General features: G+C 56.6%; 18 protein-coding genes and 1 pseudogene. 13 read left to right on the top strand and 6 right to left on the bottom strand.

Annotated features, from left to right (window positions below; genetic code table 11):
* Nucleotides 1-67: 67 nt before the first annotated feature.
* Together B0G76_RS38090 and B0G76_RS38080 are read left to right on the top strand one after the other, a co-directional pair.
* Complete coding sequence (locus B0G76_RS38090; protein WP_120297819.1) at nt 68-895, top strand: class I SAM-dependent methyltransferase; 828 nt, start codon at nt 68-70, stop codon at nt 893-895.
* Nucleotides 896-1431: 536 nt separating this feature from the next.
* Nucleotides 1432-1776, top strand: a complete 345-nt coding sequence (locus tag B0G76_RS38080; protein WP_183082295.1) for a hypothetical protein — start codon at nt 1432-1434, stop codon at nt 1774-1776.
* 371 nt (nt 1777-2147) lie between these two features.
* On the opposite strand, the gene B0G76_RS38075 is transcribed toward B0G76_RS38080, so the two are convergent.
* Both B0G76_RS38075 and B0G76_RS38070 read right to left on the bottom strand, forming a co-directional pair.
* Nucleotides 2148-3101, bottom strand: coding sequence for a carbon-nitrogen hydrolase family protein (locus B0G76_RS38075; RefSeq protein ID WP_120297816.1), 954 nt, complete (start codon nt 3099-3101; stop codon nt 2148-2150).
* A gap of 190 nt (nt 3102-3291) precedes the next feature.
* The gene (locus B0G76_RS38070) at nt 3292-3558 is read right to left on the bottom strand and encodes a hypothetical protein (protein ID WP_120297815.1); all 267 of its coding nucleotides are present in this window, start codon (nt 3556-3558) and stop codon (nt 3292-3294) included.
* A 367-nt stretch (nt 3559-3925) separates the two neighbouring features.
* Between B0G76_RS38070 and B0G76_RS38065 the strand changes: the two genes are divergently transcribed.
* The 7 genes from B0G76_RS38065 to B0G76_RS38030 all read left to right on the top strand — a co-directional run bounded on the left by B0G76_RS38065 (nt 3926) and on the right by B0G76_RS38030 (nt 9865).
* Nucleotides 3926-4123, top strand: a complete 198-nt coding sequence (locus B0G76_RS38065) for a hypothetical protein (protein ID WP_120297814.1) — start codon at nt 3926-3928, stop codon at nt 4121-4123.
* Nucleotides 4124-4405: 282 nt separating this feature from the next.
* Nucleotides 4406-4933: an SRPBCC domain-containing protein gene (locus B0G76_RS38060; RefSeq protein ID WP_147394142.1), complete on the top strand. Its 528-nt coding sequence runs from the start codon at nt 4406-4408 to the stop codon at nt 4931-4933.
* Nucleotides 4934-5323: 390 nt separating this feature from the next.
* Nucleotides 5324-6223 (top strand): LysR family transcriptional regulator, encoded by a 900-nt coding sequence (locus tag B0G76_RS38055; RefSeq protein WP_120297812.1) that lies wholly within the window; start codon nt 5324-5326, stop codon nt 6221-6223.
* Between the two features lie 288 nt (nt 6224-6511).
* Nucleotides 6512-7153, top strand: a complete 642-nt coding sequence (locus tag B0G76_RS38050; protein WP_259460943.1) for a glutathione S-transferase family protein — start codon at nt 6512-6514, stop codon at nt 7151-7153.
* A gap of 97 nt (nt 7154-7250) precedes the next feature.
* Nucleotides 7251-7598 (top strand): hypothetical protein, encoded by a 348-nt coding sequence (locus B0G76_RS38045; protein ID WP_120297810.1) that lies wholly within the window; start codon nt 7251-7253, stop codon nt 7596-7598.
* Between the two features lie 26 nt (nt 7599-7624).
* Entirely contained in the window at nt 7625-8203 is a 579-nt protein-coding gene (locus B0G76_RS38040) for an SRPBCC domain-containing protein (protein ID WP_120297809.1), read from the top strand.
* 129 nt (nt 8204-8332) lie between these two features.
* Complete coding sequence (locus B0G76_RS38030; protein WP_220700814.1) at nt 8333-9865, top strand: IS630 family transposase; 1533 nt, start codon at nt 8333-8335, stop codon at nt 9863-9865.
* A gap of 427 nt (nt 9866-10292) precedes the next feature.
* Here the strand turns inward: B0G76_RS38030 and B0G76_RS38025 are convergent, their stop codons facing one another.
* The 3 genes from B0G76_RS38025 to B0G76_RS38015 form a co-directional block, all read right to left on the bottom strand.
* A complete protein-coding gene (locus B0G76_RS38025) occupies nt 10293-11078 on the bottom strand; it encodes a 1,6-dihydroxycyclohexa-2,4-diene-1-carboxylate dehydrogenase (protein WP_120298094.1) in 786 nt (261 codons plus the stop codon).
* Nucleotides 11079-11306: 228 nt separating this feature from the next.
* Nucleotides 11307-12644: an MFS transporter gene (locus tag B0G76_RS38020; RefSeq protein WP_120297808.1), complete on the bottom strand. Its 1338-nt coding sequence runs from the start codon at nt 12642-12644 to the stop codon at nt 11307-11309.
* Between the two features lie 505 nt (nt 12645-13149).
* Complete coding sequence (locus B0G76_RS38015; protein WP_147394141.1) at nt 13150-13980, bottom strand: hypothetical protein; 831 nt, start codon at nt 13978-13980, stop codon at nt 13150-13152.
* On the opposite strand from B0G76_RS38015, the gene B0G76_RS38010 reads away from it, so the two are divergent.
* From B0G76_RS38010 to B0G76_RS43390, 4 genes and pseudogenes are all read left to right on the top strand, one after another.
* Nucleotides 13973-14692, top strand: coding sequence for an IS6 family transposase (locus B0G76_RS38010; protein WP_120297803.1), 720 nt, complete (start codon nt 13973-13975; stop codon nt 14690-14692). The two genes, B0G76_RS38015 and B0G76_RS38010, sit on opposite strands and share 8 nt — an antisense overlap.
* Before the next feature lie 49 nt (nt 14693-14741).
* Nucleotides 14742-14960, top strand: a pseudogene (locus tag B0G76_RS38005) (DDE-type integrase/transposase/recombinase); the annotation flags it as partial.
* 318 nt (nt 14961-15278) lie between these two features.
* Complete coding sequence (locus B0G76_RS38000; RefSeq protein WP_259460942.1) at nt 15279-15740, top strand: helix-turn-helix domain-containing protein; 462 nt, start codon at nt 15279-15281, stop codon at nt 15738-15740.
* Nucleotides 15737-16252: a transposase gene (locus B0G76_RS43390; RefSeq protein ID WP_220700746.1), complete on the top strand. Its 516-nt coding sequence runs from the start codon at nt 15737-15739 to the stop codon at nt 16250-16252. The genes B0G76_RS38000 and B0G76_RS43390 overlap by 4 nt, the downstream gene beginning before the upstream one ends.
* Here the strand turns inward: B0G76_RS43390 and ltrA are convergent.
* Nucleotides 16237-17556: a group II intron reverse transcriptase/maturase gene (gene ltrA / locus B0G76_RS37990; protein WP_220700747.1), complete on the bottom strand. Its 1320-nt coding sequence runs from the start codon at nt 17554-17556 to the stop codon at nt 16237-16239. The two genes, B0G76_RS43390 and ltrA, sit on opposite strands and share 16 nt — an antisense overlap.
* Between the last annotated feature and the right edge of the window lie 434 nt (nt 17557-17990).

Below are 17990 nucleotides of genomic sequence, written 5' to 3'. Positions count from 1 at the left end.
CGCCGTGGATTGAACGATCCAGAGTCCAAACGCACAACCAAGAATTGAACAATCGGGCAACGCAAGAATGACATCCCAAGCAGAAGTCTATTTGCAAGATTTTCACCGGCGTCGGGCAGGAGCAACGCGCCGGGCCTTTGGCAATCTTCCTGCGCGGTCGACGCATGCAGAATACCCGTCTTCCTATCATGCGCTGGCAAAACGGGTGCCGAATGATGGTATGTCGCGCACCGAGCTCGATCTGGCATGTGGTGATGGGCCACTGCTGCAAATTCTGAACGATCGGCGCAACGCAGGAACGAAGTTGATCGGCCTCGACATGAGCGAGGGCGAGCTGAGCGCTGCTCGGGCGGTGCTGCCGCCGGACGTTCGATTGATCAATGAGCGCGCGCAAGAGTTGTCGCTCGATACCGACTCGGTCGACTATGTTCTGTCGCACATGGCTTTGATGTTGATGGACGACATAGAGCAAGTCATTCGTGAAATTCGTCGGGTATTGCGTGAAGGCGGTAGTTTCTCAGCTGTCGTCGGGCGTGCCTTTCTGACCGAGGAAGTCGGGGAGGTCTTTTTAGACGTATTCAAGCCAATTGCGAAGGCGAACCTGACGCACCTACCGCTCGGTGACGCGCGCACACGCAGCGAAACCGGTTGGAGCGAACTACTCCAGCATTGTTTCGTTAATGTAGCCTTCGAAAACATCGAAATTGACTGGACGCCTACGCCTGAGCAGTTATGGTTGGACATGTTGGACACTTACGATGCAGACAGGATGTCGGAAGCAACGCGCGCACAGTTCAAGGGCGAACTATTGTCGGCGTTCGCGCCCATGCAGCGCGAAGACGGAACGCTAAAGACGGGATGGGGGCTGCGTCTTGTCCAGGCCAGTGCTGCCTAACGGCCAGGTTCGGCCGTTCGACATCGACGTATGAACCGTCGACAATTCGGTTCGTCGCCTATATCGACATTAGCCTGGCCATCCAGTCAATGACGGGTACGAATCCAGGAGGAGTCTTCTGTGGCATGCGCTCGATGCGAGGACCTATGCGTTCGATATGCGATCAGGCATCCGCGCGAGCTACGTAAAGCGATACAGATTGCAGCGGAGAACGTCGCGGATAGAACAGTTGTAGAAGTAATTCCCGACAGCCCTTGCGTCTCCGTCTCATTCGACAAACTCGCGGCGGGTGCCGCATGGGACGACTACGTCGAGTACCATTTTCGCTGCCTGCATTGCAATGAAGCTTTCTGGTTGCACGCGGAAACGTATCACGGCAGCGGTGGCTACTGGGAACCGAAAGACGAAGCGTCGATACGTGACAACATCACCAACTAGTCGCGAACGATCACTGGGAGACAATCGACAGCGGTGGCGAGATCGTTACAATCGACCTTCCACAGACCCGGTACTTGGCACGGACACGGACGCTTGCGATGACTGAAAAATATCGACTCAGACTCATGTTCGAGTGGGGCGGTGGTTGTATTTGGGTGGGAGACGACGCTACTCGCAGCGCATACGGGGTGGGTCCGATTGAGGACTCGCTGCCGCTGGCTGACGAGACGCGCAGAAAGCTTGCGGAAATGACTGCGTGGCATGACCTATCGCTCAACTGGGAATACCCTCCAGACCCCGGACCGTGGGACGCGTACGAGTACGAGCGCTTTGACGCGACCGCGGCCGCGATGCGTGATCATCTTCAACAGGAACTGGGGGACTGCTTCGCTATCGTCTACGAGAGATTGGGGGTTCATGAGGGACGCTCCAAGGATCGGTAGCCTGGGAGCAGGCTGGACCGGAAGCTCGCCTTTCCGCGAATGACCGCTTCAGAGAAGGGCGGCTGTCCCTTTTGGGTCGCGTGCTGTCGGTCGCCGACAGGCAGGGGCCGGCCACAAACGGTCGTTCATGGTCGTTTGGCGAGCGTCTCTTGATGAACAAGAAGTCGCCAGTCGGCGAAGCGGCGGCGACTAGCGATTCGTCACGCAAGCCAGCTTCATTTCGAAGCGATGTGTGCGGCAACTGAGACTTGGATGGCCATTTAGGCCGCTCCCACAAATCTAATGATTTTGGCGCTGCAGTAATGGAAATTCGCGTTCAGCTTGCTCACTTCCTAATGAGGAAAGGGATTCGTTCAATCCCACGTTGACCTTCAGGAGCCGCTGCCGAATCCGTTTTTCTCGAACACGACGGGAGGCATCACCGCTTCGTTGACATGCAGACGGAAGATATCCGGACGCGAGTAGTGACCCGCCACGTCAAAGTCATATTTCGCCCGGGCGAGGTCGTTGAGGTCGAGGTCGGCCACGAGCAATGCGTCTTGCTCAAAGATGGGGCCGACAATGAACTCGCCAAGCGGGCCGACGATGCAGCTTCCACCGCTCATCAGCACAGTGGACGGATCGTTACCCTGGATTGCGGCATAGTCGGTTGGGCAATCCGATCGGCGCAGGTGCTGGCAGGCCGATAACACAAAGCAACGCCCCTCCAAGGCAACATGCTGCATGGAGGAAGCCCATGTCGGCCGGCTGTCAGCGGTGGGGGCGCAGTAAATCTGAACACCCTTGGCGTACATGGCCATACGCATTAATGGCATGTAGTTTTCCCAGCAAATGACTGCGCCAAGTCTGCCGAACGGCGTGTCGAAAACCGGGAGCGTCGACCCATCGCCATAGCCCCAGATCAGCCTCTCGCCGGCGGTTGGCATCAGCTTGCGATGTTTGCCGAGCATGATACCGTCCGGACCATAAAACAACGCAGTGCAATACAACGTGCCATGGTCCCGCTCGATTACGCCGATCACGATGTATTGTTTATGGTCGGCGGCAATCTCGCCCAACCGGCGGGTGCCGGGACTCGGCACCTCGACCGCGCTTTCGTAGTAACGGCGATAGTCGTCGCGCCCAGCAACGGTTCGTCCACCAATCGTCGAGCCGAAATCAAGCCCCTTTGGATAGGCTGAGACGAATGCTTCAGGAAATACAATAAGTTGAGTGTCTTGTCGTGCGGCGTCGACGGCGAAAGTCGCGACTTTGTCGATGGTTCTGTCCGCATCGAAGACGACGGATCCCGATTGCACAACCGCAGCACGTAATTTCTGTTGCATCAGAATTCTCCATTGATGTACGGGCTTGCAATCGAAAATGCTTAGGCTTGCTCGCAGATAGCTGTCGCACTCATGGCGAACTCAGTGCCTGATGCCGACGATCTACTACAGGTATCTCGACCATATTTGTATTTCGCCGTGAACGATGGTGCACGAGTCGATGTTGCTTGACGTTAGAGGGTAGTACTCGTTACTTCGCAGTCTCAGGCGCAGGTGGCTGCTTTGACCCCGTGGCTTCAGGGCCGGTGGTGTGCTGGTTTGGCATTGCTCCACCCGCATGGTGGTCCGCCCGGATTTCGGCATTCTTGGCGTTCATGGGACCGACGACCAGTTTCTGGGCCGCGACTTCGCTATCTGTCGGCGCGAAGACATTGACCTCTTCTTGCGAGTAGGCGTTCGCAAGCGTGCTATACATGAATGCCGCGGCCACTATCGGCAACGCAATGACGAATTGCATATCACCTCCACTCCAGGTACATCGCCATAGCCTCCGTTTTTACATTGAGGCCACCAGTAGAAAAATAGCGCGGGGGTGGGTACCGGGCGATGCAGGACGGTGCGCAATAGATGCGCCGGCGACAGGGACGGTAGGTCCGTTATCCAGGACCGTGCTAAAGCTATGTTATAGGCCTCCCGGTCGGCGATTGACAGCACAATCGCGAGGGATATCTGGCTGAATGTTCGGTGGCGTTCCGCCCTCTGGCAGACGCCTGCTCCGTAAAAAAAGTACTGCGACTGCACCGGAGGTCCGAGCGGCAAATGAACATTTCAATGCTCACTTGTGCGGAGTGCAGGCGTATTCTTCTTACAATTTCGGCTTGCGAATGGACCAGATTCCGGTTCCTGACCGCAGAGACTCCTGTGCCTTCACGCATGTCTTGTTCTGCAAACACAATTACGAACGTTTTATCGCACCCTACGGCAGCGTGGCGGCTGGACTCCTGCTGGCTGCAGGCGTTTTGCTGTCTGAAGTTCGCATTATCGTCGCTGACGAAGAAGGTGAGCCGCTTCTCGGCGGGTGATCATGAGGCTACTGTTCAGCCTGGATGAGGGGTGGAAAGCGTAGCCTCCAACGGCCGCTTGGAGAAAGCTGAAGGACGGCGTGCCTCGAGTTAAGCTTTTTGCACGAGAGCCTCACCCCAGCCTTCTATCGCCGGGCTTCGTTGTAGGGCTGTGGTCGGCCAGATTGAGACGTTCGACGGAACCGCGCGAATTCGCAACAATCTTGATGCCATTATTTGATTGGGGTGCTGAACACCCCAGAGCGGTTAATATGCGATTTCTTCGACCGCAAGGAATTCATCTTGAATTTAGCAAAGCGCGTTATGTACGGTTTCGCCGGAGTGGTTTTCCTTGGCTTCCTGGCAATACTAGCGCTGCACCACAATGGATCGATTGAGACAGAGAACTTGATTGACAGTTCGCCTCAGACGGTGTGGACGGTCCTCACGGCGACCGACGATTACCCGTTGTGGAATCCGGAGATTTCACGACTACGCGGGCAGCTTCGCGAGGGCAACGTCATCGAGTTTGTTGAGGGGACGGGGCCGGACGCAATGGTGTTTCATCCAAAGATTCTGGCGGTGCAGGCTGTTCGAGAATTGCGATGGAAAGGGTATGTATGGTTTCCAGGTATTTTTGACGGCGAGCACCGCTTCATTCTCGAACCCGTGGGCAATAAAACGCGCTTTATCCAGGGTGAAACATTCACCGGCATTCTTGCTGGCACCCTGACTCAGAGCGTCCTAAGGGACACGGTTTTTAGCATGCATGCGATGAATGACGCGTTGAAAAAGCGAGCCGAACTAGCGTCTGGTCAACCGCCGAAATAGTCGGCTGGAGCACTTGGGCAACTCGCTGCTGACTGATACCAAACGGCCGCTGATGAGAACGGCCACCGACCGCTCCGGGTCGCGTGCGGCCGACCGGCGTCAGGCAGAGGTCGGCCACAAGCGTTCATGCGAGGATCGAGGCCAAATCGTAGCGCTTAAACCCGTGCAGGGGGCAGCGCATACCTTAGACTATCGCTCCGATAGCCGTTTGACCGGTTCGAAGCCCACCGCCCCGCTTCCCTCGCGTGGGAAAACATCGTGAGCGTTCATTTTAACGGCACTGAACGCACCTCGAAAAAATCCACCGAAATGGTCGCGCGGCTGCTGCAAGGCTGGTCGTCCTTGGCGGCGAAGTCGACTAAAACACTATAAAAATCCTGAAAGCGTCATATGGCAATCAAGTTGTCGTTTGAAGTCCTGGAAGTATTGGACACCATCGAGCGGACCGGCACGTTCGCCAAGGCGGCCGAACTGTTGCATAGAGTTCCGTCGTCGATCACGTACCTCGTCCAGAAAGTTGAAAGCGACATAGACGTTGAACTGTTCGACCGTAGGGGCAGGCGGGCGACACTTACGCAAGCCGGCCGCGCCGTCGTTGATGAGGGCCGTCGACTTCTGAGAGCGGCGCGGCGTCTCGAAGTTACAGCGAAGGGCATTAGCGACGGCTGGGAGTCGGAACTGCGATTGTGCTTTGACGAAATCCTGCCTGCCAAATTCTTGTGGTCATACGTGGACGGATTTTATGATCTGAAAATACCGACTCAACTGCGTCTGTCTACTGAAGTGCTTGGAGGAGTCTGGGATGCTCTAATTTCGAGGCGTGTCGATTTGGCGGTCGGAACCGTCGGGGAGCCGCCGCTCGATCCGAACATCATCGCGCGCCCGATTGGAACGCTCAACCATGTATTCGTTACGGCACCGGATCATCCACTTGCGGGTATCCCTGAGCCACTGGAGAGCGAGACGATTGCGCGATATCGAGGTGTAGTCATGAGCGACACGTCCCGTGAGCTGGATCCCCAAGCCGTAGCTATCCACGAGGGACAGCCGCTCATCTTTGTGTCGACTCGCGAAGCCAAACTCGAAGCACTCTGCGAAGGTATCGCGGTCGGCATGCTGCCCGAGCCGTTGGCCGAAGGGCTGGTGCGCAAAGGGAAGCTAGTTGTGCGCCGCATCGTACGCGAATACTCAAATTGCTATCTCGCTTGGCGCAGAGACAAGACCGGGAACGCATTGAACTGGTGGATCGGCCAGCTTGACCACGCCGATCTGATAGGCCGGATAACGTAGCGATATCGAGCGGTTACGACTTTCACCGCATGAGCGTCCGCTTCGGAGTAGCTCGAAGGTCGGTTCAGGGTCGCATGCCGCCGATCGAGACCGGCGGTCTTCAGCCCCGCCGAAGTTTGCTGTGGGACCGGGTTCGGCCAGGAAGCGACGTTCGGCGCTGCGGCCAAGATCGTCAACAATGTTGCAGCATGCCGATGAGGAATGGCAGTGCCGAAAATTGCGGGTCTCACGGTCCATTGACGTAACCTATCGTTTTCGCGCCCTCTCATGCGCGACTGGAGCGACCGTGTGACGACAACCGAAGTGGTGAAACTGTACGGCGCCGCATGGAGTGTGTATGTGCGGATCGCTCGCCTGGCTCTGGAGGAGAAGCAGATCAAATACAGTTTGGTTGAGGTAGATATATTCGCAGAAACCGGCGTTCCACAGGAGCACTTGAAGCGTCACCCGTTCGGTCGCATTCCGGCCTTCGAGCATGGCGATTTCCATGTTTACGAGACAGGCGCTATCGTTCGCTACATCGACGACGCTTTCTCCGGGTGCAAGCTGCAACCGACAGATCCGAAAACTCGCGCCAAGGTAAACCAGATTGTTGGAATACTGGATGCCTATGCGTATCGCACGCTTGTTTGGGACATATACGTTGAACGCGTGGTTTCAACTCGCGAAGGCCGGTTAGCAAATGAGCATACGATCGCCGCCGCGCTGCCGCGTGCCGCTGTATGTTTATCTGAGTTGAACCGTCTGTCCGATGACCGGGGGTTCCTGATCGGCGATGGCGTGACACTTGCGGATCTGTACGCCGCTCCAATCTTCGCGTGCTTCATGCAGGCTCCTGAAGCCGTTTCACTAATGGAAGGATGCGAAAAACTGATCTACTGGTGGCAACGATTCGCCATCCGCGACAGCATGTCCCGGACGCAGCCGTGATCAACCGCGTGCGGCACGCAACGGCCAATTTGAGACATCCGACACACCCCGCAGAATCGGCGACAATCACGACGAGCTAAGCATATTCCACGCGATCATGTCCAATGACCAAAGAAACGTTTGCGAGCGATTCGGTGCAGAATACAGGCCGCCCGAGGCGAGCCAAAAGGTAGGAATTTCGCTTGCGTCCCTTGAAAATGTGCCGCTTCACGCGGTTCGGCTATCCCCGGAAAACGGTACGTGCGGTTGGTATATTTATGGTGGCGAATACTCAACGGATGCGGACTTCTATCAACCGCTTCATGTCGCCCACTTGGTCGAGCGCTGTCCGAACATCGTCCCTTACTTGGCACTGCCGCCGGGATGGCGTGTATTGCTTGCGCCGGACTATGAGGACGTCTGGTTCGATGGTGAACTGCTGAAGGACGTCACTGATAGCCTGTAACGGCCACTTTCGGACGGTCGACATGGATGTCTAACTCGTCGACAATCTATGAGATTGGCAGAGCAATTACAACGGATTATGGGGCGAATATGGGGTTGCGGAGCTTGCTGCTGAAGTGCATCGTCATCAGTGTTGTCGGCGTAATTACAGTCCTTTTAGTCGCGCACGACGATCGTAGCGCCCATGCTGACGTTCTTATCGATCGGCCCGCTGCCGATGTCTGGAAGGTTATTTCGAACAGCGCCGCGTATCCCGATTGGAATCCCTTCATTACTCGGGTTGATGGCGACTTCAGGGAAGGAGCAACAATCCGCATTGTGCTAGGCACTGGATCGGATTCGATGGTGTTCAAGCCGACGGTCCTGCTCGTTCGTCCGGAACAAGACCTTTGCTGGCGTGGCAGCGTCTGGATTCGCGGCGTCTTCGACGGTACGCACTGCATTCACCTGACGACCGTAACCGGCGGCACCCACCTTGAGCAAACGGAGTCTTTCTCTGGATTGCTTGTTGGGCGGCTGACGAAAGACGTAATCGAGGAAACGCAGCGAAACTTTCAGGCGATGAATGTTGCAGTCAAGCAGCGCGCAGAATTGAAAACGCCCTGAACGCTTACTTCTCGTGCGATTCGAACGGAATCGTCGGCAGCAGTCGCTGTCCGGCCAAAAGCGGTCCTTCGCGATGAGCACCAAACTCGACGATAATGAACGGTGTTCACGTCAAGTGAGGGTACCCACATGGTCCTCTCCTCCGAACTCAGAACGCAGATCCTGCGTCACTACCACGTTGAGAAATGGCGCCCTGGCACCATCGCCCGGCAATTGCATATTCACCGCGACACGGTCCAGCGCGTACTCGCGCAAGCGGGTCTACCCAAGATCGGCGCTCCGCCACGGCCGTCGCAGATCGATGCCTACCTGCCGTTCATCCAACAGACGCTGCTGAGGTTTCCAACACTCACTGCGAATCGTCTCTATGCGATGGTGTACGAACGAGGCTATCGGGGTAGTCCGCGTCACTTCCGCCATCTGATCTCGTTGTATCGTCCACGGTCCATTACTGAGGCTTTCCAAGACGTGCGTCCGAGATTTGATGCGTTCGGGTGGATGCTTGCCGTGCTTCAGAAGAAGGTGGCCGTACAAGAGTTGAAGTACCAAACGGATGATCTCCCAGATTTAGAAGTTCTTCTCAATCGACTTTACGTGGGAAAGCTTTCAGATAGAAATAAAGCACTTGCAATCATTGCGTGGCGACGCGGCCTAACAGGGCGAACAATTTGTGGCTTTCTCGGAATATCCAGCAGCACGTACAACGTGTACAAGCGGACTTTTACTGAAGGTGGCAGCCAAGCGCTATTTTCTCGAAAATCTCCCCCCAGAAAAAGTGAGAACGAGACGCTCAAGGCTATGATTTTCAGGGTTCTCCACGAGCCACCGAGTAACTATGATATTAACCGTACCACTTGGACCATGCATCTGCTTAGGAAGGTTCTTGGCGAGAACGGTAACGCCGCGTGCCCCGAGGTTATCAGGGCAATCACAAGGGCTGCAGGGTATCGCTGGCGCAAAGCGCGCATTGTGCTGACGTCCGCTGACCCCGACTATTCAGAAAAACTTGATCACATTCGCTCAATCCTAGCCAATCTGAAATCCGACGAAGCTTTCTTTTCCATCGACGAATATGGCCCCTTCGTTATAAAGATGTACAGCGGATGCAGACTGTCCTCTCCCGGCGAACAACCGGTTGTCCCTCAATGGCAAAAATCGCGCGGCAGCCTGATCGTGACCGCAGCGCTCGAACTTTCTAGTAACCAGATTACTCACTTCTACAGTGACAGCAAGAACACCGATGAAATGATCAGGATGATGAATGTTCTGGTCGTCAAGTACTCTGACCGGCGCAAGATTTATCTCTCCTGGGACGCCGCATCTTGGCACATCGCCAAAAGGTTGAACGAAAATATCAAAGAGCATAACGCCTCTGTTACTACAAGCGGCAGAGTTGTTGTAGAAACCGCTCCATTGCCAGCCGGCGCGCAATTCCTCAACGTAATTGAATCGGTCTTCAGCGGAATGTCTCGGGCGATCATTCAGAATAGCGACTATCCGTCGCTTGATGATGCGAAAAGAGCTATCGATCGGTACTTTGATGAGCGAAACTATCAATTTCAGAAACATCCCCGACGAGCGGGTAGAAAAATATGGGGCAAAGAGCGATCGCTAGCCACGTTTTCAGATTCGAACAACTGCAAAGACCCACGCTACCGATGAACTTCGCGCCGAAAGAGCGGTCGGGACCATATGATGGAAAAGCGCTCGCACGGGTGCCAGATGACACACATGTCGACCGTGGCTGTACCGATCTATCGGCGATTACGAACTTAGAGGATTGGTCGCTGGCTGGCTTTCGCGAATGACGGCTATCGAGAAAGTTGAGCGTCCGCTGAGGGTCGACTACGGTCCGACGCGAGTCGATCCCTTTCGAGCACCGTATCCAATCAGCATCGGACCGTGATCGGCCAACTCCGGCCGTTCATCTATGCCGTTGCGCAGACATTTTGACGTCCGTATTACCGCTGACGGCGGCCCTTCGTTGGACCATGCCATCAACAGACACTGACGGTCATTCCTTACGGCCTGTCCGCTGCTCCGATGCTGCAGGATATATCGCAGCGACGTGCTGGAGCGAGCCTTCGCGTTAGCCCTGATCGCCGCCACCGACAGGCAGCACCGTACCGGTGATATACGAAGCTTCATCTGAAGCCAAGAACAGAATCGCACTCACCTGCTCGCCGATTGTTCCGTACCGATGCATCAGGCTGGACGCGATCGTCTGGTCGACGATGCCTTGATACCACCCGGCCTCCTGGTCGCTTTGCCTTTCGGCATTGCGTGGTACTTTGCGCGGAGGCGCTTCTGTGCCGCCGGTAGCGACGGCGTTCACGCGAATACGATCCTGCGCATGCTCGAATGCGAGACTCGCGGTCAATGCATTGACGCCGCCCTTGGATGCTGCATACGGCGCACGATAGATGCTGCGCGTCGCGATAGAGGATACATTGACGATCGCACCGCGCTGCTGCGCGATCATGGCTGGTAAAACGGCACGGCAGCACCACAGCGTCGGAAAGAGCGAGCGTCGAACTTCCGCCTCGATCTGTGCTTCCTCGTAGTGCTCGTACGGCTTGGCCCAGATGGTGCCGCCGACGTTGTTCACCAGAACATCGATGCGCTCGTAAGTTTCAAGCGCCGCCTGCATCAACAGGCTTGCACCCGCGTAGGTTTCAAGGTCCGCGATGACAGGTAGGCACCGTGCACCTCGCGCGTAGATTTCCGCGGCGGCCTCATGCACCAGCTCCGAACGGTCGCACAGCACAACTGCGGCACCTTCTTCCGCAGCAGCGAGGGCGACGCCGCGCCCGATCCCCTGGGCCGCACCCGTTACGACGACAACTTTGTCCTGAAATCGATGGTTCTTGGTCATGCTTGTCATGCAACGTTGTTTGTTGAGAACTTCTCGTAGTAGAAACGTGCGTGTGTCACACCGGTGTCGCGCAGGCTATTGCCTCGGACTGCTTCGGTAACTAATGCGATCCGGGGATCGAATAGATTGTTGGACAGATTGATCGATCTTGCAGAAAACGCGAACACGAGTGCCGGGAAGAACGTTGCGCAGCGCTTAAGCTTGCAGCAACGTCCGGTGAACGGTAGATCAATGCGCTACGACAAGATCGCTCTCGGCCACGCGCGCCGTCGTGCGAATCGCGATGACGGCAAGCATCGCTGCCGCAAGAGGTACGGCCAACGCCAGATAAAATCCGCTCGGGCCTCCGTGCGTAAGGACCGTACCGCCTACAGCGGAACCCGCGATCGCACCAACCCGGCCCATTCCGATCGCCCACCCGGTCGCCGTTGCGCGCAGGGTCGTCGGATAGGCGCCCACCACCAGATAGTTCAGCGCGATCTGCTGACCGCCGATACCAAGCCCTGCCGCCCCCGCAAGCGCAAAGACCAGGCCCCACGCAGTTCCGGCATAAGCAAGCCCGGCGGAAATCGCAATGCCGAGTCCTAGCAGTACCATCAGCAAACGGCGGGTGTTCACTTTGGGAAGAAGCATCGAGAGGGGAATGGCGCAAACGATGAACACTGCATTCACCATGACCGTACCCATCGGCGCTTGCGAAGCGAGCAGGCCCGCAGCCTTCAGCACGGTGGGCAGCCACGAAAGGAACATGAACCACGCAACCCAGTTGCACAGATATACGGCCCAGATAGCAATTGTGTTACGCGCATTGCCATTGCTGAACAGTGCGGTAACGCTGGCGCGTGCGGCCGTCCCTGGAACCTGAAATATCGCGTCGGCCGGCAACGCGACGGTCATGATGCGACGCAGCGTGTTGCGCACACGCTGCGCGCTGTCGTTGCCTGATCGACTAACCAGATATTGGAGAGACTCCGGCAACGCGAAATACAACACGACGAGGAGCAGCAGCGGCGCGCCTCCGCCGACAACGAACACGCCCTGCCATCCGATCACCGGCATCATCCGCGCCGCCAGCAGTCCACCCAGCATCGCTCCCGCTGGCAGGCCCAGCAGAACACCCGTCATAATCGCGCCTCGGTGGCGCGCCGAGCCGTACTCCGCGGCAAGGGCGAGCAGAACCGGTGTACAGCCGCCCATGCCGAGTCCGGCGATGAATCGCAAAGCCAGAATCTGCGCGGTGCTACTCGCGCAGGCCGTCAGCAGCGACGCAACGCTGAACACCGCGACGCCAACGAGCAGCGCCGGACGGCGGCCTACCCTGTCGCCGATCAGACCCAACGTCATCGCGCCGATCGTCATGCCGAGCGTCCCGGCGATCAGGATGGGCGCAAGATCGCCCGGGCGCAAGCCGAACGTCGCGACAATCGCCGGGCCCGTAAAAGCGATGGCTTGCGTGTCGAAACCGTCGAACACTGCGGTTGTAAAGCAAAGAAGGAAGATGCCCCACTGATAGAGCCGAAGTGGCTCGCGATCAATGAGCGATGCGATGTCGAGAGGCTTATTCAAGATGTCTCCGTGCGTGTGCGACGGCGTCGCTTTTGTTTCATATCGGTCTCGGTAACGGGCCTCAGGTTATGCGAACCCGCATTATTCCGCCAATACCGATTGGGACTGCCTCCATACCGTCAGAGCATGGAAGTGCTGGTGATCCAGGGGCCGTATCGCGTGATTTGTTGATTTGCGCGGAGTCCTGAGCTAGTCCGGCCCGACTACACGAATGACCGCCAAACCATTGGAAACGGTCGTCGTGCCAACGCCGGCACGTAAGTCTGCGTCGGGTCGAACAGAGACAAATGCAGTACCGAGACCAACGGTTTATCGCAGCGAAAGTCCTGTGCATTTTCCGAGCCCGCTTGATCTTATAACTCTTCAGGTAAAGCGCTCCCGGAGTTCGAATTTGATTGCGAACGGGATGGTACCCGCGTAGCCGGAACCGGTGTTCGCGGCAATGACGTCCCGTTCCGGCGAATAGCATTGCTGCGAACCACCAGATCGCGTTTGCAGGTGGACATCACTGCCGTACGAGAGTGGTCTCTGTCGGCCTTCTTGGACCAAGGATCGCTCCACCCAACGTGAGATAGTGGTCAAGATCACGGGCCTTTAGATGTGCATTCTTCCTCGGTTTCGGCGCAATCTGACCTACGGCATCGTCGTATTGATTCTTGTGGGAAGAACTGTCGTAGGGCTGACCACCGGGCACGAACCTCTTCAGCAGCTCCTCCGCCTCCGGCATCAACTTATCCAAAGCCTTGGAAATCGTAAGGCGGTCGCCATTCTCATCAGGATGCGTCAGGTCCCACATCCACAGGCCGTACAGGCGGCTCTGATACTGGTTCGTCTCACTAAGCAGGAAGGTACGCTCATCAAAATTGCGCATGAATAGCGAGTTATCAAATTCCGGGCTACTCACATTGGCATAGCAACCAACAGTGTCGATGAACGCTTCCCGCAGTATTGCGCGGAAATCACGCCAGGCGGCATCGATCTGGGTTGGCGTCCTGTCTGTGGGAACCGCAAGAACCAGATGATTTTTCAGTTCAACGCCGTTCGCGACAATGCGGTGTTGATTGTGGCCAAAGATCCCCACGTTTGACGGAGGCCGCTTCGGCACGAACGCGTGCTCACAGACGATGCTGCACATTTCCTCGTCAAGTTCAGCCTCTTCGGTGAAGAGCCAATAATTCTCACGACCTACGACCTTGGCCCACGGATACGCCTTGTACATCCCGCTCTTCGCGGCTAGGAGTCCGCGCGGCAGACAGAATTTTGGTTCTGGTGCAAATAGGCTCGGCGAATCGGTTAAAGTATCCAGCCTAACAATCTGGTGGTCGGTGATGAGCAAGCGCAAAGGCCTGGAGGCGTTGTTTGATGGGCGGCATTTTGATCGGGAGGTCATCATTCTCTGCGTGCGCTGGTACCTTCGCTACAAGCTCAGCCTGCGCGATATCGTCGAGATGATGGCCGAGCGCGGTTTGTCGCTGGTGCACACCACGATCATGCGTTGGGTGAAGCGCTTCACGCCGGAGTTCGTCAAGCGTTGGAATCGTTTTGGCATACCCACAGGACCGTCATGGCGTGTTGACGAAACCTACCTGAAGGTTCGTGGCAAATGGGTTTATCTGTACCGTGCAGTAGATCGAGCCGGCCAGACGGTAGACTTCATGCTCAGAGCGAAGCGCGACGTGGCCGCGGCCAAAGCCTTTTTCAGCAAGGCAATCAAACATCAGGGCCAGCCGCCGGAGACGATCACGCTCGATGGGTATGCCGCCTCGCACCGCGCCGTGCGCGAGATGAAGGCCGATGGCCTGCTGCCTGAGGACACGAATATCCGGTCCTCGAAATACCTGAACAATCTGATCGAGCAGGACCATCGAAACATCAAGTCCAGAACGAACGTGATGCTCGGTTTCAAACGATTCAGGAATGCCGTGACCACGATTTCAGGCATCGAATTGATGCATCGCATTCGCGAGGGTCAGTTCAACTTCTCCATGCTCGGGCTTAAAGATACAGCTGCGCTCGCTGTCTGGAATGCTGTCCTGTTCAATCGATAAGGTATCCATATCTATTGGAAAAATCTCGGCCTGACCAGCCATTTGCACCAGAGCCCGCCAGGCCAAGTATCTGAACAATATCGTGGAACAAGACCATCGGGCGATCAAGCGCCGTACCCGGCCCATGTTGGGATTCCATGATTTTCGTTGTGCCCGCATCTTGTTGAGTGGCATCGAACTCATGCATATGATCGCCGAAGGGCAGATGAAAGACGCACGCAAACTCAAGCCATCGGCCGCCCGGCAATTCTACTCGCTGGTAATGTAAGCAATCCTTATCATATCGATATCGTTTGCCCAAATCGCCTTACCGCGACAGAACCGTTCCGACTGGGATACTCATCGTTACTCCCCCTCCGTAGCCTTTTGCAACGCTTCCTCGGCTCGTGGCACGACAACTAATCTTGCGTCCGCCACACGCAATGTTTTTTTCTTTCTCGCAACGCATTGAGCACTATGTGAGACGAAGGCCGCCGACCTATTCGCATGGAATGCGGTAGCTCCCTTTATTTGAGTCATGTAAGTGTTGCTGGTAAACGCGTTTGAATTTTGTTAACTTCGGCGAACCCATTGCGCCGGAGTCCAGATGAAGTGTGTTGTAGAGCTGAGCGAAGCCGAGGAAAAGACCTTGCGACAGATGTCGTTGAACCACCAGCATCGCGACATGCGCATCCGGGCCGCGGGCGTGATGATGCTCGGCCGCAAGATCAAACTGACTGAAGTGGCTGCGCAGCTCAGCGTGAGCGGGCAGTCGGTCTACAACTGGGCGCGCGCGTGGCGGGAATCCGGCATATGTGGGCTGCTGGTCGGTCATAAAGGCGGACGTCCCCGTTCGTTGTCTGAAGCCATGATCGCCACCGCCATCGAGGCGGCCAGCGTCGAATTGATGACGCTCAGACAGATTGCGCAGCGCGTTGAAGAAGCTCATGGTGTGCAGTTTCCCTGCCGCCTGGATACCTTGTCGACTGCGCTCAAACGAGCGGGGTTTTCCTACAAGCGTGGTCGCTATTCGCTCAAAAAAAGCGTAACCCCGAGGAGTTCGCCGTGAAGGCCTCCACCCTCGCGAAGCTACAGCAGGCCGCACTCGACGGTGCGTGCCAGCTGTTCTACTTCGATCAATCGGGGTTCAGTGCTTCGCCCCCGGTGCAGCGCGGCTGGTCGCCCATCGGCGAACCGCATCGTGTGTTCCCGCAACCGCACTGCAAACGCTCCGTCCTTGGTGCACTGGATTTCGGCGCCAACCTGCTGACGTATCACACCAGCAAGACCACGATCAAACGCCCCGATGTCGTGCAATTCCTTGAGCAGATCGCGCGGAAAAGCACGCCCGGTCTGACGACCGTAGTGGTGCTCGACAACGCCTCGATCCATCACAACATCGATCAGGAAACAATCGACCGATGGTTTCTCGAACATCGCATGGTGCTGTTCTATCTGCCGCCCTACAGCCTCCGAGTAGACGGGGACGTTACCGCCCCCATCCCTCACAGATCCGGACGAGCCCAATTAAGGCATCCGGTTCTTCATTGCACAGATTCGCTCACTTATTTATGGGTATAGCAGTGCACAATTCGAGCGGGTGGCAAGGGAAACCTCGTGAGTATCTCTTTGAATGCGGCCCATGGAATGGTGCTTTTGGACGATCTGCTCGATAGCCACTTGCGCCAACAGTGGGCGGCGAAATATCTTAGCCTCCCGATGCGCTTGGCGTTACCGCTGATGCCAAAGTAGGCGTAATGCCCCTTGAGCATCCTGCCGAGCTTCTGATGCTGATCCCTGATCGGCCAGTGCCGCATGGCGCGACACTGCTGGTTGATCTCCTTCAGGGCGCGAGCCAAGCGATCCTTGGCCGTCAGTTGCCCTGGCATCGGCCCTCCCTTCCTCGATTTCACCCAGACATGCGTGAACCCGAGGAAGTTAAAACTCGTCGCTAGCGCCTTATCGTCCTCTTCCTTCGCAGACTTCGGCCTGTAGCGGAAATCGACCATGGCGGTCTTGTCCGGGTGAAGCTCCAGCCCGTATTTCCCAAGCCGCTTACCCAGCACCTCCAGCACTCGCTGCGCGTCATCCTTATATGCAAATAGCATGACAAAGTCATCCGCGAAACGCACCAGCGTGCTCGGCCCTCTCAAGCGTGGCTGCACCTCATTGCTGAACCATTCGTCGAGCACATAGTGCAGGAATACATTGGATAACAATGGGGAAGCAACACCGCCTTGAGGCGCGCCCGTTTCGGAAAAGGACAACTGTCCACCTTCCATTACACCCGCCTTCAACCACTTATCGATCAGCCTTCTGACTATCCCGTCAGTGACCCGTCGGGCTAAAAACTCCCTCAGTTTTGCGTGCGAGATGCTGTCGAAGAATTTCCGAACATCCACATCTAACACCCATCGCCCACCATTCTTGGTGATCCCGCTTCTGATCGCTTGCAGCGCGTCGTGCGCGCTGCGTCCACGGCGGTAGCCGAAGGAACTGTCGCTAAAGTCGATCTCATAGACCGGCTCCATCAGCAGAACGATGGCACGCTGTGCCACCTTGTCCTCAAAAGAAGGAATTCCAAGACCGCGTTGACCGCTGCCATCTGCCTTGTCGATGTAATGACGGCGAACCGGCGGCGCACGGTAGCTGCCCGATTTGAGCCGGTCGATCAGGCTGGTCAGATTCTGCTCCAGATTGGCAGCGTAATCTTCTCCGGTCTGACCGTCGACTCCCACCGCGCCATCCTTGCGCGTGCAGTCGTATGCATACCTGACCCATTCATAGTCGATGTGATGGGCCAAGGTGGTCAATGTCATCGCCGGGTTGTTTCTCGCCAGCTCGGCTATTCGTTCCTGTTTCGTTGACACGCTTTCAGGCTTCAATGTTCCTCCGTGTTTCTCATGAACGATTCTGTACAACGACGCCTCCCTTTCCTCGACCGGGTCCGCCCGAGCGGCGTTCCCCGGCGTCATCAGTACTATGAAGGCGCTAAGACTTCCTGTGCCGAATACGAGGTCGCTTATGGATTCGCTTGCTCGCTCCAATCCTTCCTCTCCTCGTTTTGCTCCTTGCGGCGGAGAGCCCCGCAAGGTGTGGCCCGGTTTATATCGCCCCGTGCCTCAGGGCCCTACAAGATCGGTCGAACACAGGACCTCCCAGGTTCCTGGGGAATCCATCCTCGCACCTTTGCCCTGCTCTCGGACCCCGGTCGGTCTGGCGAGCCTCACCATTACGGCTCGCACAGTGCTGTCCCCAGTGTTCGGAAAGTGAAGACACCAACAGTTGATTATCTCGAGGCTCAATCACATGGCTTCGG

It is taken from the genome of Paraburkholderia sp. BL23I1N1 (assembly GCF_003610295.1).
Classification (GTDB): domain Bacteria; phylum Pseudomonadota; class Gammaproteobacteria; order Burkholderiales; family Burkholderiaceae; genus Paraburkholderia.
Note: the sequence above shows the minus strand (reverse complement) of the source record. Positions and strands in the feature narration are given on the sequence as shown.